This window comes from Acinetobacter sp. XH1741 (assembly GCF_041021895.1).
Classification (GTDB): domain Bacteria; phylum Pseudomonadota; class Gammaproteobacteria; order Pseudomonadales; family Moraxellaceae; genus Acinetobacter.
In genome coordinates this window covers 3,215,681-3,236,155 of record NZ_CP157428.1, presented here as the reverse complement: position 1 = coordinate 3,236,155, position 20,475 = coordinate 3,215,681, and the positions used below count along the sequence as shown (strand labels likewise).

19 protein-coding genes are annotated in these 20,475 nt (G+C 38.6%); 9 read left to right on the top strand and 10 right to left on the bottom strand.

Annotated features, from left to right (window positions below):
• Window positions 1–49 precede the first annotated feature (49 nt).
• A complete protein-coding gene (locus tag ABLB96_RS15635) occupies window positions 50–670 on the top strand; it encodes a cytochrome b/b6 domain-containing protein (protein WP_348895369.1) in 621 nt (206 codons plus the stop codon).
• 244 nt (window positions 671–914) lie between these two features.
• Window positions 915–3,098, top strand: coding sequence for an Ig-like repeat protein Blp2 (gene blp2, locus ABLB96_RS15630; RefSeq protein WP_348895368.1), 2,184 nt, complete (start codon window positions 915–917; stop codon window positions 3,096–3,098).
• A 51-nt stretch (window positions 3,099–3,149) separates the two neighbouring features.
• Here blp2 and ABLB96_RS15625 read toward each other — a convergent pair whose 3' ends face one another.
• The 9 genes from ABLB96_RS15625 to ABLB96_RS15585 all read right to left on the bottom strand — a co-directional run bounded on the left by ABLB96_RS15625 (window position 3,150) and on the right by ABLB96_RS15585 (window position 10,657).
• Window positions 3,150–3,785, bottom strand: a complete 636-nt coding sequence (locus tag ABLB96_RS15625; protein WP_348895367.1) for a DUF2238 domain-containing protein — start codon at window positions 3,783–3,785, stop codon at window positions 3,150–3,152.
• 81 nt (window positions 3,786–3,866) lie between these two features.
• Window positions 3,867–5,255, bottom strand: coding sequence for an adenylosuccinate lyase (purB, locus tag ABLB96_RS15620; RefSeq protein ID WP_348895366.1), 1,389 nt, complete (start codon window positions 5,253–5,255; stop codon window positions 3,867–3,869).
• 54 nt (window positions 5,256–5,309) lie between these two features.
• Window positions 5,310–6,044 (bottom strand): high frequency lysogenization protein HflD, encoded by a 735-nt coding sequence (gene hflD / locus ABLB96_RS15615; RefSeq protein ID WP_348895365.1) that lies wholly within the window; start codon window positions 6,042–6,044, stop codon window positions 5,310–5,312.
• A 13-nt stretch (window positions 6,045–6,057) separates the two neighbouring features.
• Complete coding sequence (gene mnmA, locus ABLB96_RS15610; protein ID WP_348895364.1) at window positions 6,058–7,191, bottom strand: tRNA 2-thiouridine(34) synthase MnmA; 1,134 nt, start codon at window positions 7,189–7,191, stop codon at window positions 6,058–6,060.
• 4 nt (window positions 7,192–7,195) lie between these two features.
• Window positions 7,196–7,684 (bottom strand): NUDIX hydrolase, encoded by a 489-nt coding sequence (locus ABLB96_RS15605; RefSeq protein ID WP_348895362.1) that lies wholly within the window; start codon window positions 7,682–7,684, stop codon window positions 7,196–7,198.
• A gap of 120 nt (window positions 7,685–7,804) precedes the next feature.
• Entirely contained in the window at window positions 7,805–8,350 is a 546-nt protein-coding gene (locus tag ABLB96_RS15600; RefSeq protein ID WP_348895361.1) for a gamma carbonic anhydrase family protein, read from the bottom strand.
• 91 nt (window positions 8,351–8,441) lie between these two features.
• Window positions 8,442–9,590 (bottom strand): D-alanyl-D-alanine carboxypeptidase PBP5/6, encoded by a 1,149-nt coding sequence (gene dacC, locus ABLB96_RS15595; protein WP_348895360.1) that lies wholly within the window; start codon window positions 9,588–9,590, stop codon window positions 8,442–8,444.
• Window positions 9,591–9,716: 126 nt separating this feature from the next.
• The gene (locus tag ABLB96_RS15590; protein ID WP_348895359.1) at window positions 9,717–10,139 is read right to left on the bottom strand and encodes an MCR_0457 family protein; all 423 of its coding nucleotides are present in this window, start codon (window positions 10,137–10,139) and stop codon (window positions 9,717–9,719) included.
• Between the two features lie 146 nt (window positions 10,140–10,285).
• Complete coding sequence (locus ABLB96_RS15585; protein ID WP_348895358.1) at window positions 10,286–10,657, bottom strand: MCR_0457 family protein; 372 nt, start codon at window positions 10,655–10,657, stop codon at window positions 10,286–10,288.
• A gap of 102 nt (window positions 10,658–10,759) precedes the next feature.
• Here ABLB96_RS15585 and surE point away from each other — a divergent pair, with 102 nt between their 5' ends.
• The 3 genes from surE to ABLB96_RS15570 all read left to right on the top strand — a co-directional run bounded on the left by surE (window position 10,760) and on the right by ABLB96_RS15570 (window position 13,515).
• The gene (gene surE, locus ABLB96_RS15580; RefSeq protein ID WP_309456165.1) at window positions 10,760–11,530 is read left to right on the top strand and encodes a 5'/3'-nucleotidase SurE; all 771 of its coding nucleotides are present in this window, start codon (window positions 10,760–10,762) and stop codon (window positions 11,528–11,530) included.
• A 111-nt stretch (window positions 11,531–11,641) separates the two neighbouring features.
• Window positions 11,642–12,484, top strand: coding sequence for a peptidoglycan DD-metalloendopeptidase family protein (locus ABLB96_RS15575; RefSeq protein ID WP_348895357.1), 843 nt, complete (start codon window positions 11,642–11,644; stop codon window positions 12,482–12,484).
• 101 nt (window positions 12,485–12,585) lie between these two features.
• Complete coding sequence (locus ABLB96_RS15570; RefSeq protein ID WP_348895356.1) at window positions 12,586–13,515, top strand: LysR family transcriptional regulator; 930 nt, start codon at window positions 12,586–12,588, stop codon at window positions 13,513–13,515.
• 55 nt (window positions 13,516–13,570) lie between these two features.
• Here ABLB96_RS15570 and ABLB96_RS15565 read toward each other — a convergent pair whose 3' ends face one another.
• Window positions 13,571–16,189, bottom strand: coding sequence for an ATP-binding protein (locus tag ABLB96_RS15565; protein ID WP_348895355.1), 2,619 nt, complete (start codon window positions 16,187–16,189; stop codon window positions 13,571–13,573).
• Window positions 16,190–16,355: 166 nt separating this feature from the next.
• Here ABLB96_RS15565 and ABLB96_RS15560 point away from each other — a divergent pair, with 166 nt between their 5' ends.
• The 4 genes from ABLB96_RS15560 (at window position 16,356) to rpmE (ending at window position 20,472) form a co-directional block, all read left to right on the top strand.
• The gene (locus ABLB96_RS15560) at window positions 16,356–18,545 is read left to right on the top strand and encodes an MFS transporter (RefSeq protein ID WP_348895354.1); all 2,190 of its coding nucleotides are present in this window, start codon (window positions 16,356–16,358) and stop codon (window positions 18,543–18,545) included.
• A 2-nt stretch (window positions 18,546–18,547) separates the two neighbouring features.
• Entirely contained in the window at window positions 18,548–18,949 is a 402-nt protein-coding gene (gene gloA, locus ABLB96_RS15555; protein WP_348895353.1) for a lactoylglutathione lyase, read from the top strand.
• A gap of 133 nt (window positions 18,950–19,082) precedes the next feature.
• Window positions 19,083–20,054: a bile acid:sodium symporter family protein gene (locus tag ABLB96_RS15550; RefSeq protein WP_151799449.1), complete on the top strand. Its 972-nt coding sequence runs from the start codon at window positions 19,083–19,085 to the stop codon at window positions 20,052–20,054.
• 193 nt (window positions 20,055–20,247) lie between these two features.
• Complete coding sequence (rpmE, locus tag ABLB96_RS15545; RefSeq protein WP_004652835.1) at window positions 20,248–20,472, top strand: 50S ribosomal protein L31; 225 nt, start codon at window positions 20,248–20,250, stop codon at window positions 20,470–20,472.
• The last annotated feature ends 3 nt before the right edge of the window (window positions 20,473–20,475 follow it).

Here is a 20,475-nt window from a genome sequence, read left to right as displayed (position 1 = left end):
TAAGTTTCAATTGTCAAAGTGGTCGTTAATTTTAATTTTGAGTTTTATGATGTCAAAGGTATGGCCGCATATTGATATTCTGATAAGAATCTTGCACATCATTATCATGCTCGCGTTTGTTGGTGCTTATTTTACAGGGGATAAAGAGGACTTACACCAAGTTCATATGATGTTTGGTTATATCCTCCTAATAACTATTACCATACGGGTTATCTGGCACTTTTTAAGTCCACGGGTTTCAAATACAACACCGTTTGGGATTAAAAAACGAGGGACTATAGCGCTTACTACAATAAAAAAGGCACTGAGTCATACCAACTCAATAAGCATTTTTTCTAAAAATTCAATTCAGCTCATCAGTATTACACTTTTTCAAACTTCAATATTATGCATTTTTCTGGTGATTCCTATCGTGGTCGTCCTTGGGTATGGGACTGAGCATTTTTATTCACATTCCTTAAGAAATTTACATTCATTATTTGCAAATTTATTTTTAGCCTTAGTTTTACTTCACCTTTCAACGCTTATTTTAAATAGTATTTTGGCAAAACGTTTTCAGGGGTGGAGCATGCTTAAAATATCATTAGAAGATAGCAAAATAACTCAATATATGGCCTTATTTGTTTTAGGCCTCATTGGAGCTTTTAGCTTTTATTATTTAGCCATGTAAATTACAGCTGTGATTCATTTAAAAATGAATAGATGCTAAAAATATGTAATATATAAGTTTTATGTGATCCTGCTGTAAATTGTATTTTTAATAGAAAGTCAAAAAAAATTATTGATAAATATACTAATTGAATTGTGATAAATAAGTGAGTTTGATATTTTAAGCAACAATAAAATAGCTTTTAGATGCCTCATTTAAAAAGTTACACATTTAAAAATATAACTGAAATTCAGGATAGGAAATAATGACAAGAATAATTGTAGCATCCAAAGAGGGTTTGGACGTTCTGCAAGATGGTCAACTCAATAAAGTGGTTTTAAACCAACCTACTATTATTCAAATTGGTGTCAGTCAAAAAGATATTGCATCAATGGAAAAGCAGGGTGGGAGTCTTATCGTCCATTTAAAAAATGGAGAGACCATTGTTCTAGAAAATTTCTTTAGTGAAGCAACGAATACAACAGAGAATTCACTTGTTTTGCCAACAGAAAGTGGAAAGTTTGTCGAAGCACGGTTTGATACTCAAGGTAAGCTCATCGATTATAGAGGCTTAAATCATGTCACAGATTTAGGCTATGCCACTACTAGTTCGTCAGCTGCAACAATGGCTGTTGATAGTGATCCAAGTTTTTCGATGGGTAACATACTTAAAGCTGGTTTAGCAGTTTTAGCTGCCGAGGGTTTGTACCTTTGGGCTTTTAATAAAGATGATAAAAATGATTCACCAACTGTTCCTGATTTAATTGCACCCGTTGCTCCAACAGCAACTCTTGCTGATGATACCGTGACGGTGACAGGTAAAACTGAGGCAAATGCGAAAATCTACATTAAGGATGCCGCAGGCAATACAGTTGCTTCAGGCGTTACAGATGCAAACGGAAATTACACGATTAAATTAGACAAGCCACTCGTAAATGGCGATAAATTGAATGTTATTGCCCAAGATGCAGCTGGAAATAATTCTAAAGCTACTGTCTTAACAGGAACAAAAGATACAATTCCCCCTGATGTCCCACAAGCTCAATTAAGTGATGATGGTACATTGGTTACAGGTAAGGCGGAAGCCAATGCAAAAATTACCGTTTATGATGCCACTGGCAAAGTATTGGGAACAGTTTTTGCAAATAAAGATGGTATTTATGCTTTAAAACTTACCCCACCTTTAACCAGTGAAGCGGGCGGTAAAGTGATTGCCGAAGATGCTGCTGGTAATAAATCTGAGGAAGTTAAAATTATTGCGGGTAAAGATACCATACCACCAGCTCCTCCTTTTGTTGAAGTAAGCAAAGACGGCTCCGTGATACATGGTAAAACAGAAGCCAATGCCAAAGTTCAAATTAAAGATGCAGATGGTAAAGTCATTGGAAGTGGCACAGCAGATGCTCAAGGTGACTTTCAGATTACACTTTCACCCGCTTTAAAAGATTCACAAAAAGGAACGGTAGTTGCCGAAGATGCTGCTGGTAATATATCTAAACCTGTAGAAATTAAGCCAGGCTTTGACTCGATTGCACCAGATAAACCTACGGCTCAAATTAATGCAGATGGAACTTCTGTAACGGGTACGGCCGAAGCCAACGCTAAAATTGAAATTAAAGATGTAACCGGTAAAGTCATTGGTACAGGAACAGCCGATGCTGACGGTAAATTTACGATTGCTATTTCTCCAGCTTTAACTGATAACAACCATGCAGCTGTTTCGGCTATTGATGCTGCAGGAAATAGATCTGATAGTCTGGATATTATTGGTACAAAAGACACTATCCCTCCGATAAAGCCGATATTAAACACTGTGGAGGATAATGTTGGTGACGTAAAGGGTGCTATTGCAGCAGGTTCAGAAACGGATGATGCTAGACCAAAACTCACAGGTTCTGGCGAAGCAAATGCAACCCTCACTATTTATGATAATGGCATTGCTATTGGTATGGTAACTGTCACAACTGGTAGATCTTGGACATTTACATTTGATAAAGATCTGACACTTGGTAAGCATGTAATTACTTTAACTCAAACGGATGCAGCAGGGTTGACCAGCGAGGCAAGCTCTCCATTTACCTTTTATGTGGTCGCACCGAAAACTGCAAGCCTGGCCGATGCCTCAGTAGATACGTTGGGTACACATGAACCAGCTTTAGCAGATAGTGTTGGACTGAGTACTTTAAAAGTTGCACAAAATACAACACCCGAGACCAATACCCAGCAGAAAACTGTTCCTATAGATGATTTGTTGAAAAGTTCTTCTGCGAGTGACTCAGATCCAGTGGCAAAGCTTTTAGTATCGACAGCATTAAAGCCTACACAGACACCTGAACAAACCGATATAAATACTTCAGTTGACCAGACAACAAATCTTGATCATCTTTTACCAAATACGACTTCTTCACCTTTGCAAAATATTTTAGAACAGACCTATCCAGTTGTTTAAAAAGACTCTATGTAACATAAAAAGCGCTCAATGAGCGCTTTTTATTTATGTCTAATTTTTGATTTTCGGTGTTGTTATAAGAGTAATAACTCCATAAACAATCGATCCAATTGTGGCGAGCAACATGTCTTTATGAGCATCCCACATGTCGCCTTGTTGCCCATTATAGTTTTCAGCTTGTTCAGGCGATAACCCAATTGCGATTACCCATTCAATCAGTTCATAAAAGACACTCGATGCCATAACGAATTGGACTACAAGCAAAAATAGAGAAAAAGGGCGTGCGGTCGGCAACCAAACCTGAAAAACGCGATAAATAAGTGGGTAGAGCAACGCACCATATGAAAAGTGCACAAGTCGATCATACATATTACGAGACCAACCCATGTACTCATCTAAATTAAAATGGAATATGTGTTGAATCCATTCATTATATGGAACGTAGGAATAGAGATAATGAGCACCAATAACATGTATGAGTAAAAACAGTAAATAAAAGCAAAAGCTTAAAAAATCGAGTCCAATTTTTTTAAAAATAATAAAAAGCAGAATCAGCATTAAAACAGTGCCAGCTTGATGCAATAAATAAGCTTCAAACTCAAGAGGCCGAATACCAGAAATGAGAATGGCAATGAAAAGCAGACTAAGCGCAATATAATGTTTAAGTTTAAATTTTTTTTCGATCATTTTTTGAAAGACTTTATTTTGATAAATATAAGTGTAATAAAAAAGCGAAGCCTAGGCCTCGCTTTTTATCAACTTTTTAAATTAGATTTTGCTAATTAAGTCATTAATTTGTTTTGCTTGTTCAGCTGCATTACCTGTGTAAGTCGCAGGTGTAAGCTCTGCTAAACGAGCGCGCTCTTCGCTTGGTACTTGAGCAAGTTCGTCACCATTTACGAAATTAACCATCATGTCACGAGTCATTGCTTGACCACGAGTTAATGCTTTTAACTTCTCATATGGTTTTTCAATGTTATAACGACGCATAACTGTTTGAATTGGTTCAGCAAGAACTTCTTGAGCTTGGTCAAGATCTTCATTTAAGCGGTTAGCATTAAGCTCAAGTTTACCAACACCTTTTAAGCAAGCATCAAAAGCAATTAAGCTTTGTGCAAAACCAACACCCATGTTACGAAGTACAGTTGAGTCAGTTAAGTCACGTTGCCAGCGAGAAATTGGTAATTTTTCACCTAAGTGAGCCAATACCGCATTTGCAATACCTAAGTTACCTTCAGAGTTTTCAAAGTCAATTGGGTTTACTTTGTGTGGCATAGTTGATGAACCAACTTCACCTTCTTTAAGTTTTTGTTTGAAGTAACCTAAAGAGATATAACCCCATACGTCACGGTTAAAGTCGATCAAAATGGTATTGAAACGACGTAACGCATCAAACAACTCAGCCATATAGTCATGTGGTTCGATTTGTGTTGTATACGGGTTGAAAGCTAAACCTAAAGATTCAACAAAAGCTTGTGCGTGTGCAGCCCAGTCAACATCTGGATAAGCAGAAAGGTGAGCATTGTAGTTACCTACAGCACCGTTGATTTTGCCTAGTAATTCAACATTTTCAAACTGTTTGATTTGACGAGCTAAACGATATGCAACGTTTGCCATTTCTTTACCCAAAGTTGTTGGGCTAGCAGTTTGACCATGTGTACGAGACAACATCGGTTGTTCAGCATGCGTTGTTGCTAGAGCAGAGATCGCATTTAAAATTTGCTTCATGCTTGATACTAAAACTTCACGGCCGTTTTTAAGCATAAGTGCATGAGACAAGTTGTTGATGTCTTCTGATGTACACGCAAAGTGGATGAACTCACCCGCATTTTGTAATTCAGCAATACCAGCAATTTTCTCTTTCAAGAAATATTCAACTGCTTTTACGTCATGGTTAGTTGTACGTTCAATTTCTTTAATGCGATTCGCATCTTCTTCTGAGAAGTTGCTTACGATCGCATCTAAAGCTGCATTTGTTTCATTTGAGAAAGGAGCAACTTCAACAATTTCCGGATGGTTAGAAAGCGCTTGTAACCAACGCACCTCTACAGTGACACGAGCATGAATTAAACCAAACTCAGAAAGAAAAGGGCGTAGCGCATCACATTTGCTGGCATAACGTCCATCTAATGGTGACAGTGCGGTTAAAGCGTTCATAACGATTCCTTAATGTTGGAATAAACATAAAACAAAAATAATCTCGGTACAGTCTTAGACAACTTGGTACTGTAAACGAGCAAGTGCTTGAATATCCTGTAGCAATTTACGTTTGCTAAAAATCATGTTCCATGAACTACCGCCGAGTTGTCGCCATAAATGAGCCATTTGTAGCCCTGTAAAAAGACAAGCACGGATGCGGTTGGTATGGTTGGTATCTTTAAATGCCTCAGCATTACCACGAACAAGAATGCGTGGATTGATTTGCCCGGCAGTATCAACATAGGTTTGAGCCAAATTGGCTAAAATACTTGGATGTAAATAATTATTATCAAAAAAAGAAAGTTGTTTTAAAATTTTCTGCTGCGCTTTTTCAATAATGGCGACATATTCAGGATTGCTATAGACCTTTTTTTCTAATTGCAAAAGTGACATTGCGTAAGACATAGGGAGCTTTGCACTACGCATTTTAGGCAAACGAGATTTAGGCGCATTGGTAAAAGGCTGGGTAATACAGTTTTCGAGTGTCTTAAGACCTAACGAAATATCAGCCAGTTGATTAAAAAAATCTAAAGTTTGAACAGTATTATTATTTGTTGTAGGGCGAATATTTAAACTCGCCTTTATTAATAACTCAAAATAAAAGTTACCACTTTCACCAATACTTTGCTGACCTGTCATAGCAGTCATATGCGTAAGCTGGGTTGCTTGAAACACCCCAGCTAAAGCAAGGGCACGGTTTTGGCGAACATTCAAAGCTTGTGATTGTTGAAAGGGTAACTCCACCATGCCATTCATTCCCTTAAATAAAATTTGGTGTAGGGGCATTTGTATGGTGAATCACACCCCCGCCTAGACAAACTTCATCTGAATAAAATACAACGCTTTGGCCCGGTGTAACTGCGCGTTGAGGTTCATCAAACTCAACACGAATACCGTGCTCACTATTTTCATCTATAAACACTGTGCAAGCCTGATCAGGCTGGCGATAACGTGTTTTAGCTGTACAACGTAATCCTTCGGCTGGAATATTTTGTTCACCCGCTACCCAGTCAATCGACTCACTCCAAAGCTGTGTGCTTTGCATGAGTGGGTGTTCATGTCCTTGGCCTACGACTAAACGATTATTGGCAATGTCTTTATGAAGTACAAACCACGCACCTTCTGATTCACCCTTCAGACCACCTAGACCAATACCGCCACGCTGACCGAGCGTATAGTACATCAGACCGTGGTGTTCACCAACTTCTTTGCCGTTATCTAGTACAATTTTACCTGGTTGAGCGGGTAAATATTGTTTAAGGAAGTCATTAAAACGACGTTCACCAATAAAACAGATACCAGTTGAATCTTTTTTCTTCGCCGTTGCTAAATCTAATTCTTCAGCAATTCTACGAACTTCGGGTTTTTCAATTTCGCCTACAGGGAAGAGCGTTTTATTAATTTCACGACCATGCACTGCATGCAAGAAATAAGTTTGGTCTTTGTTGTTATCTAAACCACGTAATAAAGGCGCATACGCTTCACCTTTAGAGTTGTAAGCTGTTTCAGCACGGCGTGCATAGTGACCTGTTGCAATAAAATCCGCACCTAAAGTCATAGCGTGGTCTAAAAATGCACGAAACTTAATTTCTTTATTACATAAGATATCCGGATTTGGGGTGCGACCAGCCGCATATTCAGCTAAGAAGTGCTCAAATACACGATCCCAATATTCCATGGCAAAGTTTGCAGTATGAAGTTTAATACCAATTTTATCTGCTACTGCTTGGGCGTCGGCTAAATCTTCCATTGCCGTGCAGTATTCCGTGCCGTCATCTTCCTCCCAGTTTTTCATGAAAAGACCTTCAACTTGATAACCCTGTTGAAGTAAAAGTGCCGCAGAAACAGATGAATCTACGCCACCAGACATACCGACGATGACACGTTGTTGCATAGGACTAGGCATCCAAATGTGAAGTTAATGAGGGAGAGAAAGGGTGCTCATAAATAAGAGCCAAAGGATAATGTTTACCTTTCATGGCGTCTTCAATGGCTTTAATTACCAGTGGACTACGAGCACGGGCAGATTCTTGAAGCTCATCTAGGGTCATCCAGACAGCAGAAACAATACCTGTATCAAGTTTAGGGTCGCTTTCGACGTGAGTGACGTGCGCTAAAAAGCAGAAGCGATAATAGGTACGGTCGGGAAACATGGGTGGGGTATATGTATAAATACCGAGTAAGGCATCTATTTCTATATGATGACCCGTTTCTTCAAGTGTTTCACGAATAGCAGCTTCAATTAGCGTTTCACCACATTCCACATGACCAGCAGGTTGATTAAACACTGTGTGTACAAAACCTTCGCTATGTTCTTCGACAAAAAGATAGCGTCCATCTTTTTCTACGACTGTAGCGACAGTAACATGAGGAGTCCATGCGGCCATAAAAAAGCACCATGAATTTAAAAGTCGTATGATACGAAATTTAGGGGTTTTTGGCTACGGTGATCTTTCAAACGATAAAGCATGATAAAAACTTTATCATTTGAAAAATGTAGAGTTCAATTAATTTGTTTGAGTCTCTTTATGATTGTTTTGCACTTTTACGTAATGTCTTGCTGAATAAGGTAAAAATGCCAGTTCTTTTTCAGTTAGAGGACGGACTTGTTGTACAGGACTTCCCACATAAAGATAACCACTTTTTAAGACTTTACGAGGTGGAACTAAACTTCCCGCACCAATCATTACGTCATCTTCAATAACGACATCATCTAAAATAACAGTATTGATACCGACTAAAACACGATTGCCAATGGTACAGCCATGTAAAGTCACATGATGACCCACAGTCACGTCTTCACCAATAATAAGAGGTGAACCATTCGGTTTGGCATCATTTTTATGGCTAACATGCAACATACAATGGTCTTGTACATTACTGTTTTTACCAATTTGAATGCTATTTACATCACCCCGTATAACTGCAAAAGGCCATACCGAAACATTTTCGGCCAATTTAACATCACCTACAACCACTGACATTTCATCAATGTAACAACTCGAGTCAATTTGTGGATGATGATCTAAATAAGGACGAATATTTTTTGTCATGAGAGGCATCAAAATAAAATTTAGTAAAATTATAAAATAAAAAAGCACTCAGACTAAATAGCATGAGTGCTTAATTTGACTATTCTAAAAATTAGAATAAGCCGCTAAAAAATAGTTTGATATGGTCAATCATACGTGCGAAGAAACTTGCTTCTTCAACTGGTTTTAAAGCAACAAGAGGTTTTTCGGCAATTACTTTGCCATCTAAACTCGCAACAAGTTTACCAACTACTTGGCCTTTTTGTAGAGGAGCTTTAAGGTTTGGCTGTACCACCAATTGAGTCTTAATGCCGCCTGCTTTACCTTTAGGCATGGTGACACTGAAGTTCTCTGCTAAACCAATTTGAACTTCATTTTCTTTACCGAACCATACTTTCGCTTTTGCAAGAACTTGGTTAGCAGGTTGAACATTTGCAGTTTCAAAGTTCGCAAAGCCCCAAGACAACAAAGAGCGAGTTTGATTAGCACGTTCATTAACACTGTCGGTACCAAAAATAACTGAGATTAAACGCATTGGACCACGTTTACTTGAAGTCGTTAAGCAGTAACCTGCTTCGTCTGTATGGCCTGTTTTTAAACCATCCACACTTGGGTCAGTGTAAAGTAAAGCATTACGGTTACCTTGTTTGATACCGTTAAATGTAAACTCTTTCTCAGAGTAAATCGGATAGTATCTTGAGCTATCTTTAATAATATGTTGAGCTAAAACTGCCATATCTTTTGCAGTTGAATAATGACCTTCAGCAGGTAAACCTGTTGAGTTCATAAACTGGGTATTTGTCATACCAATACGTTTTGCTTCCTGATTCATGAGGTGAGCAAAAGTACCTTCATTTCCAGCAATGTGCTCAGCCATTGCTTTTGATGCATCGTTACCTGACTGAATGATAATACCTCGAAGCATTTCTAAAACAGTTGCTGTACCATTTAATGGAACATACATACATGATTCAGCGCTGCTTCCTTTACACCATGCAGATTCGTTCATACGAACCTTTTCATTTTCAGTCAGCTGACCTTTTAATAGTTTTTGTTCAATGATATAGCTCGTCATCATTTTTGTCATAGATGCTGGAGCAAGCTTTTCATTTTCATTTTTAGAAGCAAGAATTTGTCCTGTCTCATAATCCATTAATACATAAGACTTATTATTTAATTCTGGCGGAGCTGATAAGACAGTTGCTGCATAAGAAAAACTTGGTAAGAGGAGGAGTGCAGCAATAGCGCTTTTTCGAGTCATTCTAGGTAATTCCAATATCTTGTATGAAGCAGAAGAGCCTAGCATTTTAGGATAAAGCAAAGCCGACTTCTATGGGGGAAGTCGGCTTTTTCAAACAGTATTGTAACTAGAGAGTTTTTAACTAATTTAGTTTTGCGATTGATAAGCTTTTACGTCTTGACAAACTAACTTGTTTTGCTCGTTTCCTGCAGCTTTTGCATCATTACGCGCTTCTTTTAATACTTTTTTGAAACTCTTATCTTTCGTGCGTTTTTCTAAAGCAGCGACTGGATCTGCTTCATTTGGTAAATAGTCTTTTACAAGACGCTCATAACCTTGAGCAAATTCTGCATCTTTTTTACCAATTAAACTTGGACAAATTTCAGAAAGTACCTGAATTGCTGCTAACTCTTCTGGTGTAGTACCTTTGGTAGGTGTAACTTCAACAACATTTTCATTTTCAGTTTTCTTGTCAGCTGTTTTTTTCTTGTCAGCAGCATAACCTACTGTTGCCATTGTCATGAGTAAAACAACAGAAAGTGATTGAACTAAACTTTTTTTCATAAACATGGATAACCTGAAACAAAAAATTGAAATATGCCGATAGCTTAAACAATTTAAACGCTAAAAAAATGGAAAAAATGTATTGTTATGTAGGTTTTCTGCTTTATATAAACAGAAAACCCCAAGGAAACTATGCTGAATAAGCAAAGACCTTAATCTTTATAATTTACCACTTCTTCGCAGAGTTCATGCTGTTCATGATGATCCATTTCTTTGGCAGCCTGACGAGCGTCATTTAACAATGTTTTATATTCTGGGTCATTTTGCAGCGCAGAGAAAGTGATCGATTTATTGGAATAACCACCTAGGTACATCGCAATAATCTTTTTAGTATTGGTTTCAAGATTTTTATTTGCACCTACAAAAGTAGGGCAAATTTCTTGTAAAACTTGAGTAGATGCAATGTCATCTTTAATTAAGCTATCAGCTTCTTGTGTTGAGATCCCCTCATCAGCAAAAACCGTTTGACTACACAATGTGATACTGATCCCCAATACCTGAAAAAAAGGAGCGAAAGTTTTCATTTTTTCACAATTTTATAATGCTATGGAGGCATAAATATATATAATTCAACAAATAATTCAATTGAGAAAACCTTCGGGTTTATTTGTCGAGATAGATTTTTTGTGAATATTCTAATTGCCAATGATGACGGTGTGTTCGCACCCGGTATACAAGCCTTAGCTGAAGCATTAAAACCACTAGGCCGTGTTGTTGTGGTTGCTCCAGAAAGTGAAAGAAGCGGTTTTTCGAGTGCGTTAACTCTAGATCGTCCTTTACGTCCTATTCAAATTGCTGAAGATGTATGGGCAGTCAATGGAACACCAGCCGATTGTGTGTATTTGTCCATGAATGGATTATTTGATTTCGAATTTGACTTAGTCGTTAGTGGAATCAATAGTGGCGCAAACTTAGGTGACGATGTGCTGTACTCGGGAACAGTGGGTGCTGCATTTGAAGGGCGTTTAATGAAGCAGCCAGCCATTGCAGTTTCTTTGGCTGGGTCTGATGTGCGTTCATACAATCATAAAGATGATTATGCGCAAGCAGCGAAGTGGGTACATGACTTTATTGCCAAGGGATTACCTGCGTTGCCACCGCGACATATTTTTAATATTAATATTCCGGATGTACCACAGCTGAAGGGTACCCAAATTACTTACCAAGGCCGCCGTGCCCAGTCTAAACCAATCACGAGTCATGTTGACCCACGAGGCCGTCAAGTTTACTGGATTGGTCTTGCTGGCGAAGCAGTTACTGACCCGCAGCGTATAGCGAGTCAAATTCAATCTGATTTTTTTGCGGTTGCAAATGGTTTTGTAAGTGTTACTCCAATCCAGATGGACGCAACAAACTATGCAGTTTTAGAAGATTTGCAGTCCAGTTTGGGTCAATAATCTCTATCAAATGTTATAACTTTGTGAATAAAGAAAAAGAGGAACATGTTTCCTCTTACTTTTTTGGTACTCTTAGCCGAAATGATTTGTAGCATTTAGTGAGGGAGTTCGATGCATTTAACTGGGCAACAAAGCAGATTGCATATTCAAAGAGACAAAATAATGAAAATTATGATGTTGTCTGTAGCTGTAGGTTTTACTGTTGCAATGGCAGGATGTGCTTCTAAACCACAAATTAATAATAGTTCTCGCTTTGCAATGGCTCCTAACTATTACACAGTCCGTTCAGGTGATACTTTAAGTGGTATTGCAATGCGTTATGGTCTGGATTATGTCAGTATTGCAGAGATGAATGGTATTGCTCCGCCGTATCGTATTTATGTAAACCAATCGCTACGTTTAAAGAGTTCGTCTTCTTCACCAAGAACAGTGTCGACACAAGTCATGGCACAACCAGAACCAATTAAGCGTCAAACAATAGCTTTACCAACCACAACACCAACAAGAACGGCACCGCCAACAACGACTCCACCACCACCTGTTGCATCATCAACCAATACAACAGTAGGCGCTTCTATTCCAAGCTCAAGCTTGCGTTGGGTGAAACCGAATAATGGTCCAGTGATCCAAGGATTTAATTTGGCGAATAATGTCAAAGGAATTCGTTATGGTGGTAACCAAGGTGACCCGATTTATGCAGCGGCTGATGGTCAAGTTGTATACGCGGCTGATGGTCTAAAAGAATATGGTAATTTAGTCTTAATTAAGCATATTGATGGTTATATCAGTGCGTATGCCCACAATAGCAAGATGATAGTGAAGAGTGGAGACAATGTAACAGCAGGGCAAAAGATTGCTGAAATGGGTTCTTCAGGCGCTTCTCGAGTGATGCTTGAATTCCAAATTCGCCTTGATGGTAAACCAATCAATCCGGCAAATCTTTTACCAAATTAGCTAATGCAATAAATATAGGTTTCCTCGTATAATGTAATTGGTTGCTTTCATTACAACAATAAGCATTTTTTATAAATTTAGAATTAGATTTGAGGAAACCTATGTTAGATCAGCTTCGTGCGATGGGTGTTTTTGCTTGTGTGGTTGAAAAAAGTTCATTTAGTGGCGCGGCACGTGAATTAGGTATTACAACAAGTGCTGTAAGTCAGCAAATCCGTTCTTTTGAGCATGAAATGGATGTAATTTTATTACACCGTTCTACTCGAAAACTTAGTTTAACAGAGGCTGGACAGGCTTTTTTCTCAAGTTGCCAAGAAATGTTGGCAGCAGCAGAACGAGGCAAGATCCGAATCAATGAATTAAGAGACGATTTGATTGGGGATTTACGCATTGCAACTACACCGGATTTAGCGGTTCAGCACATTATCCCAGCTTTATCTCATTGGATGTCTGCTCATCGTGGTTTATCTGTTCATTTTGAAGTAGGTCATCGTTATATTGACTTAATCGAAGAACGAATTGATATTGCTGTACGTATGAGTTCTACACCAGTAGAAGAGGATAGCTCAGTTGTTCCAATGGCTTTTGTCGATCAGATTTTGGTAGCTTCTCCCAGCTATCTCAATCAATCAAGCCCGATTTTGCATCCAAACGATTTAAACAATCATGAGTTGCTTTCTATTAATGCAATGAGCGAATCACGTAGTTTTAATTTTCAGCATGCCAAAACAGGTGAAAAATTAAATATTGAAATGATAAGCCGTTTGGAAAGTAATAATTTGCAAGTTGCTAAAGCACTATGCCAACAAGGACACGGTATTGCCAGAATTTTATATTTAGATGCTCAAAAAGAACTTAAGGCTGGTTCTTTAATTGAAATCCTCCCTGATTGGAAACTCCCGGCTTTCACTTTATATGCAGAGACTGCAAAAAACGATCAACAACCAATGAAGATTCAACGTTGCGTTGAAGCGCTTAAACAGTATTTTAGCCAGTTGGCTGGCGGAAGAGCGATGCAGATTGTTCGCTAATTTTATTGAATTAATAAAAAAGGGCTTGTAAATACAAGCCCTTTTTTATGTCAGTTTATTTTTGCTTTAGTGTTACAGCTTCTTCCTGAGTCTCTTGAGGAAGGTCATCTGCTGTGAGCTCTTCATGCTTTTTGATTTTTTTCTTATTTTTCTTTTTCTTCTTTGGCTCCTCTTCAATTTCTGCACCATCTTCAATTGCTTGCCAATATTCAAGCTGTTCCATTACAGCAGCATAAATAGAATGTTTGCTGTATTTACCTTTTTTGTCGAGTGTACCAACAGGACGAGCCATTAAGATCTCAAGCGCTTGATCAATCGTATCAATCGCGTGAATATGGAATTGGCCACTTTGTACAGCATCAATCACATCTTGGCGTAACATCAAATGCTGCATGTTTTGACGAGGAATAATAACACCTTGTTTACCTGTCAAACCTTGCAGTTTACATGCGTCATAGAAGCCTTCAATTTTTGCATTTACACCACCAATCGGTTGAACTTGACCTAACTGGTTCATAGAGCCTGTAATGGCCCATGACTGATCAATTGGTATTTGGCTAATTGCAGAAATTAATGCAGAAAGTTCGGCAACTGTTGCGCTATCGCCGTCTACTTGTCCGTAGCTTTGTTCAAATGCGAGAGCAGCAGAGAAATGTAAAATCTGTTCACGACCAAAATGAGCTTTTAAGAAGCTAGACATGAGTAACACGCCTTTAGCATGTAATGAACCGCCAAGCTCGACGCTACGCTCAATATCAAGAATATCACCACCGCCTTGATAGACCGAGGCAGTTAAACGTGAAGGTAAACCAAACTCTACATCTGCATAGTGGATGACGGAGAGGGCATTGATCTGACCTAAACGATGTCCAGAAGTTTCAATTAACTGGGTTCCACGAGATAAATCTTGCCAGTAAAGCTCTCTTAAATAGCCTAAGCGATATTGTCTATGTTGTAGCGCAAGATTAATGTGCTGGTCAGTTACGAGCTTATCATTGCCTTTAAACGCATGATGATGCGCTTCACGAATCAAATCACCTAAAGTCGAAGCATGTAAAGACAAGGAACTTTGATCTTCTGCCTGACGGCTTGAATCAGTCAATAAAGCTGCCAAAGCACTTCGATCAAATGGAAGTAATTTATCTGCTTGTACGTAGTCTGCAATCAACTGCATGTAGGCTTGTTCATTTTCGTCATTACGTTGTAATGTATCGGTAAAATCCGCACGAATTTTAAATACGCTACCAAGCTCTGGTTCTACTTCTAAAATTTCATAATAAATTTCAGGTTCTGCCATAAGAACCACTTTAATATCAAGTGGAATAGCAGCAGGTTCTATCGAAATACTTCCCGTTAAAGTCAACATATGTTCAAGAGAAGATAGCTTGAGTTGACCTGACTTTAAAGCACGCTTTAAACCCTGCCATGCATAAGGTTGTTCAAGTAACTGCTCAGCTTCAAGCATTAAAAAACCACCATTCGCTTGGTGAAGAGCACCTGGACGAATGAGCGTGAAATCTGTGGTAATTGTGCCGTTATGAGTAAGCTGTTCAACATGACCAAGCAGGTTGTAGTGCGTTGGGAAATCTTCAAAAATAACTGGTGCACCACTATTTGGTTTATTCGAGACAATCACATTTGCCTGATAACGCGCTGGCACACGGTTAAACATAGCCGGAGCAAAGTCATCTTCTTCTTGCTCTAAAATTAATTCGACATTGTCAATTACATCTTGAGCATACTGTTTTAAATAATCTTCAAGACCTTTTACTTGGCCATATTTATTTAAAATCAAATCGATTCGTGGCATAACCACTTGGGTGGCGATATCTCGGTTTAACACAGACACTTTGTCACGTGCATCATCTTCTAAATCGCCTAAATGCAAACCAAGGCGCTCAAGCTTTTTATCCATGTAACGGACATTGGCTGCAATTTCAGCACGTTGCTTGGTATTTAACGCATCAATTTCTGTTTGGGTAAGTTCTTGTACCTGATCATCTTTTAATTGGACGGGTACAAAACCATGTTTCTCATTTCGAGAAATCAATTTTAGATCAAGCCCTTCGCCTTCTTTTGTGAGCTCAACAAGTGCTTGTTGCTGTTCATCTCCGGTTTCCTCACGGATTCGTTCGATACGGTTATGATAAGTTTCAGCACTAAAGCGGCGTTCAAGCTGCTTTAAAATAATTTGCCAAGCTTGATGAAGGGATTGTTGGAACTTTGTTCCTTGCCCAGCAGGGAAACGTAATGCAATAGGTTGACGAGCCTGTTTAAAATTGTAGACATATACCCAATCATCAGGGGTAGGCATTGTTTTCGCATGTTGTTGTAGTAAACGCTTAATCATGGTGCGTTTACCTAACCCTGCCGTTCCTACTGCAAAAATGTTATAACCAGAGTAAGGTAAAGAAATGCCAGCTTCTACCGAAGCTTTGGCTCGATCTTGACCTAAAAAATTATTGAGCGGTTTAATACGTTTTGTTGAAGCTGGAATTTTTTCAAAATCTGGAATATGTGTAAGTTGTTCGGGTTTTAAAGCTGTTTTATCTAAAGTCATTTTAATATCAGGTTGCTCAAAAGCTGAAGGAAATGCATTTATTGTGACGTTTGTGGTGTTTGTTTTAGCGAGTGATAAAGATGAAGTTGTCACTTGATCAAGTTTTTGTGTCACTGTTGATATCCAGCAAAAGAAAACGAAGGTTGAGAGTTAAAGGTATACAGGTTTAGCATAAAATATCAAGCAAACTTGCCGTTTTTATCACCAAAACAAAACTTGATTGCATAAAGAATCTTGCAAGCAATTGTAAGAAGCGATTGAATAGGCGCATTTATAATTTATGGAAAATAAAAAACGAATGACCACACAAACCTCTGGTTGGGTCTCGGCGTTTAAAGCATTTTTAGACCGCCGTGCATTAATTATGCTATTTCTGGGTTTTTCTGCCGGAATACCCATTTTATTGATTTTCTCTAGCCTCTCTTTATGGCTAGGTGAGGCGGGCATCGATAAAAGTGCAGTCACTTTTTTTAGCTGGGCAGCTTTGGGATATTCCTTTAAGTTTGTTTGGGCACCTTTAATTGATGAATTGCCAGTCCCATTTTTGACCAAGGCCTTAGGTCGAAGACGCGCTTGGTTGCTGATCGCGCAGTGTTTAATTGTCCTTGCAATTTGTACTATGGCTTTTTCAGACCCGGCTTTAGGGCATGCCTATCTCGTTCAAATGGCGGCAGGTGCTGTGCTACTTGGCTTTTCAGCAGCAACACAAGATATTGTAATTGATGCCTATCGTATTGAGTTGGCTGAAACTGAAATGCAGACGGTATTAGCATCGACATATAATGCTGGTTATCGTATTGGTATGATTGTCGCTGGGGCAGGCGCTTTATTCTTAGCTGCATATTTAGGAACAGCAAAAGGTAACTATATTTACGAGGCTTGGAAAACGACCTACTTAACTATGGCAGCAGTCATGTCGGTAGGTATTATTACAACCTTGCTTGTTCGCGAGCCTAAAGTTAACCGCGTATATAAAAACTATAAAACGAGCGATTATTACCGCTTAGTGTTCGTGTTTTTTATTGCCGTTATTTCATTTGTCTTAACTTATATTTATTCAGGACAAATTACCGAAGCAATTTCAAAAGCTGGCAATATTGAAGATAGTGCAAGTCTGTTTGGCTTAGAAGCTTTAAGATTTTTAACGGCCACAGGGGCCGCTATTTTAGTCGGTTATATACTGGTTAAAATGGGCGTAGTTAACCAGCAAATGGCAAAAGAAACTTGGATTGCTCCAATTCTTGATTTCTTTAAACGTTATGGGGTCAAACTTGCATTAGTACTTCTACTTTTGATTGGTTTCTTCCGTATTTCTGACATTATTGCTGGTGTCATTTCAAATGTCTTTTATCAAGACTTAAACTTTAGCAAACAGCAAATTGCTGAAGCTGTAAAAGTTTATGGTGTTATTTTTAGCTTAGTCGGTGGTTTCTTAGGTGGTTTGCTAGCCCAACGCATGAATATTATGAAACTCATGTTTGTTGGAGCAGTGCTCGCGAGCTCTACTAACCTCATTTTTATTGGTCTAGTAAAATCAGGTAAACCACTTGATATGGTTGAAGTCCAAGTTGGCAACAATCATTATAAAGTTAAACCAGATGAAGTTGGTTATTGGAAACTGAAAGTTCCTAGTTCTAGTTTTACGGGTACACAACAAATTGATGTTAAAGCGAGTTATGCTTTACCAAATCAACAGGCCGATACAATCGTCCGCGTTCAACCATTGGTAACAACTCATGCTGAGCATGGGCCTTTACAAATTTTACCTTTAATGGGAAGTGATCAAATTCCTGCTAAATCGTCTGAAGGTAGTGTTGTGGTCCGTGGTCAATATTTTGGGGAAGTTTTAACACCAACTCAAAAGGTTGTAGTGAGTCTTGATGGTCAAAAGTTTGATGCAAAAATGACAGATCAAAAGGGTGTATTTAGCACCACAATTGATATGAAAAAATTATTGTCATCACCAACTAAAGAACTTACCGCTTCGATTGTTGAAGGAAATAAAAAACTTTCATCAGCTTCTCATCACTACGAAGTTGCTTCAAATTCTCCAGAAAAATCTGAACTAGATGTGAATATTGAACCTTTACCGTATATTGATACTCAGTCAGGTCAACAAGTTGAAGTGAGTGGTAAAGTCATCAAACCTTATAGTTCATTATGGCTTTATTTCGCAATTGTTCTTGATAATTTGGCTTCAGGTTTAGCTGGCGCGGCATTCATTGCATTTCTTTCAAGTTTAACGAGTGTGTCATTTACTGCTGTTCAATATGCGATCTTTAGCTCACTTATGACGCTTACCCCAAAACTTTTAGGTGGATATTCAGGTACCATAGTGAGTAATATTGGGTATCCAAACTTCTTTTTGATGACCACATTGATCGGGATTCCAATCTTAATTTTAGTGGTTTGGGTTGGAAAACTACTTAAAGATCATCAGAAACATGAAACAGAAAAGGCAGGTGAATAAACATGCGAATGCTTCATACAATGTTGCGAGTAGGCAATTTAGAACAATCTTTAAAGTTCTATACCGAAGTATTAGGAATGAAGTTACTTCGTAAGCGTGATTATGAAGAAGGTCGCTTTACATTGGCATTTGTTGGTTATGGCGATGAAGAAAATAATACCGTGCTTGAACTCACGCATAACTGGGATACATCAAGTTATGACTTAGGTAATGCCTATGGTCACATTGCAATTGGTGTTGATGATGCTTATAAAGCATGTGAAGACATTAAAGCGCGTGGCGGTAAAGTTGTGCGTGAAGCTGGCCCAATGAAGGGTGGCGTTACGGTTATTGCCTTTGTTGAAGACCCAGATGGCTATAAAATCGAACTCATTCAGCAAGATGCAAATGCTAGAAATAATTAAGTAAATGACTTAAGTGCTTTAAGATTTAGGTCTTAAAAGTCTAGCTTTATTTTTATAGCCCAGTATGATGAAGAGCTGACCAAATGGTCAATTTATCAACTGGGCTTTTCTTTATCTAAAATAATCATAGGATGTGAACATGCTGAAGTTCTTGGCACTTGATCGATTTACAATTTTGTTGGTTGGCATGGTACTACTAGCAACTTTTTTTCCAGTCAGTGGTCAAGCTGCGCAGTATTTCAATACATTAACTACAGTCGCAATTGCAATTTTATTCTTCTTGCATGGTGCCAAACTGTCTCGTGAGGCAGTGATTGAAGGTATCTTGCATTGGAAAATGCATTTACTGGTATTTGCAATTACGTTCTTTATTTTTCCTGCCCTTGGTTTATTGGCTAAACCTATTCTTTTACCCTTATTAGGGCAGCAGCTCTATTGGGGCTTTTTGTTTATGTGCTTCTTGCCATCGACTGTTCAGTCTTCTATTGCATTTACTTCAGTTGCAAAAGGGAATGTGGCAGGGGCAGTATGTAGTGCATCTTTCTCAAACTTGGTGGGAATGTTCATTACGCCGGTTTTAGTGAGTTTCTTTATTTTAGGGCAAAGTCAGCATGGGTTTGATCCTACATCGTCTATTATAGAAATTACGTTGTTGCTGTTAGTACCGTTTGTTTTAGGACAATTACTTCGTCCCTATATTTTTCCATATATGGCAAAAGTCCCAAGTATTGTAAAAGCATTCGATCAAGGCTCAATTTTGATGGTGGTCTATGGTGCATTTAGTGGGGCAGTGGTTGCCGGACTTTGGCACCAAGTGAACTGGAAAACCTTACTTCTTTTGGCACTTGCTTGCTCTGTATTACTCACCATTATTATGTTACTTGCGCTGTATTTACCGCGTGCTTTTGGTTTTAGCCGAGCTGATCAGATTACAGTTTTCTTCTGTGGTTCAAAAAAGACCTTGGCAAGTGGTGTACCAATGGCACAAATTTTATTTATTGGCCAGCCTCTAGGCATGATTGTTTTGCCAATTATGATCTTTCACCAAATCCAGTTAATGGTGTGTGGAGTAATCGCAAATTACTGGGCCAAATCCCAAGATTAATTCGCAAAAAAGATTTATATGGCGTATAATACTGTCCACTTGTTGTGCTTAGCTCTAACCCTAGAGGTTTCGGTGGGCCAAAAGAATGGTCTGTTGTGGTGTTGATCTGCTTGTAAAAGCCTGCCTCAATTTAATTGAGAGTGATCAATTGCGATGACAGCTTAAGCCTTTCTTCAATTAGGAGTAATCGACGATGCGCGCCGATATTCACCCAAAATATGAAAAATTAGTTGCAACTTGCTCATGCGGTAACGTAATCGAAACTCGTTCTGCTTTAGGTAAAGAAACTATTTACCTTGACGTATGTTCAGCTTGCCACCCATTCTACACTGGTAAACAAAAGAATGTAGATACTGGTGGTCGTATCGACAAATTCAAACAACGTTTCTCTGGTATGTCTCGCTCTATCAAGCGTTAATAC

What these genes read in the sequence shown, in the direction of transcription:
- ABLB96_RS15635 (WP_348895369.1), top strand. Translation starts at nt 50, where the DNA reads ATGTCAAAGGTATGGCCGCATATTGATATTCTGATAAGAATCTTGCAC.
- blp2 (WP_348895368.1), top strand. Translation starts at nt 915, where the DNA reads ATGACAAGAATAATTGTAGCATCCAAAGAGGGTTTGGACGTTCTGCAA.
- ABLB96_RS15625 (WP_348895367.1), bottom strand. Translation starts at nt 3,785, where the DNA reads ATGATCGAAAAAAAATTTAAACTTAAACATTATATTGCGCTTAGTCTG.
- purB (WP_348895366.1), bottom strand. Translation starts at nt 5,255, where the DNA reads ATGAACGCTTTAACCGCACTGTCACCATTAGATGGACGTTATGCCAGC.
- hflD (WP_348895365.1), bottom strand. Translation starts at nt 6,044, where the DNA reads ATGGTGGAGTTACCCTTTCAACAATCACAAGCTTTGAATGTTCGCCAA.
- mnmA (WP_348895364.1), bottom strand. Translation starts at nt 7,191, where the DNA reads ATGCAACAACGTGTCATCGTCGGTATGTCTGGTGGCGTAGATTCATCT.
- ABLB96_RS15605 (WP_348895362.1), bottom strand. Translation starts at nt 7,684, where the DNA reads ATGGCCGCATGGACTCCTCATGTTACTGTCGCTACAGTCGTAGAAAAA.
- ABLB96_RS15600 (WP_348895361.1), bottom strand. Translation starts at nt 8,350, where the DNA reads ATGACAAAAAATATTCGTCCTTATTTAGATCATCATCCACAAATTGAC.
- dacC (WP_348895360.1), bottom strand. Translation starts at nt 9,590, where the DNA reads ATGACTCGAAAAAGCGCTATTGCTGCACTCCTCCTCTTACCAAGTTTT.
- ABLB96_RS15590 (WP_348895359.1), bottom strand. Translation starts at nt 10,139, where the DNA reads ATGTTTATGAAAAAAAGTTTAGTTCAATCACTTTCTGTTGTTTTACTC.
- ABLB96_RS15585 (WP_348895358.1), bottom strand. Translation starts at nt 10,657, where the DNA reads ATGAAAACTTTCGCTCCTTTTTTTCAGGTATTGGGGATCAGTATCACA.
- ABLB96_RS15575 (WP_348895357.1), top strand. Translation starts at nt 11,642, where the DNA reads ATGCATTTAACTGGGCAACAAAGCAGATTGCATATTCAAAGAGACAAA.
- ABLB96_RS15570 (WP_348895356.1), top strand. Translation starts at nt 12,586, where the DNA reads ATGTTAGATCAGCTTCGTGCGATGGGTGTTTTTGCTTGTGTGGTTGAA.
- ABLB96_RS15560 (WP_348895354.1), top strand. Translation starts at nt 16,356, where the DNA reads ATGGAAAATAAAAAACGAATGACCACACAAACCTCTGGTTGGGTCTCG.
- gloA (WP_348895353.1), top strand. Translation starts at nt 18,548, where the DNA reads ATGCGAATGCTTCATACAATGTTGCGAGTAGGCAATTTAGAACAATCT.
- rpmE (WP_004652835.1), top strand. Translation starts at nt 20,248, where the DNA reads ATGCGCGCCGATATTCACCCAAAATATGAAAAATTAGTTGCAACTTGC.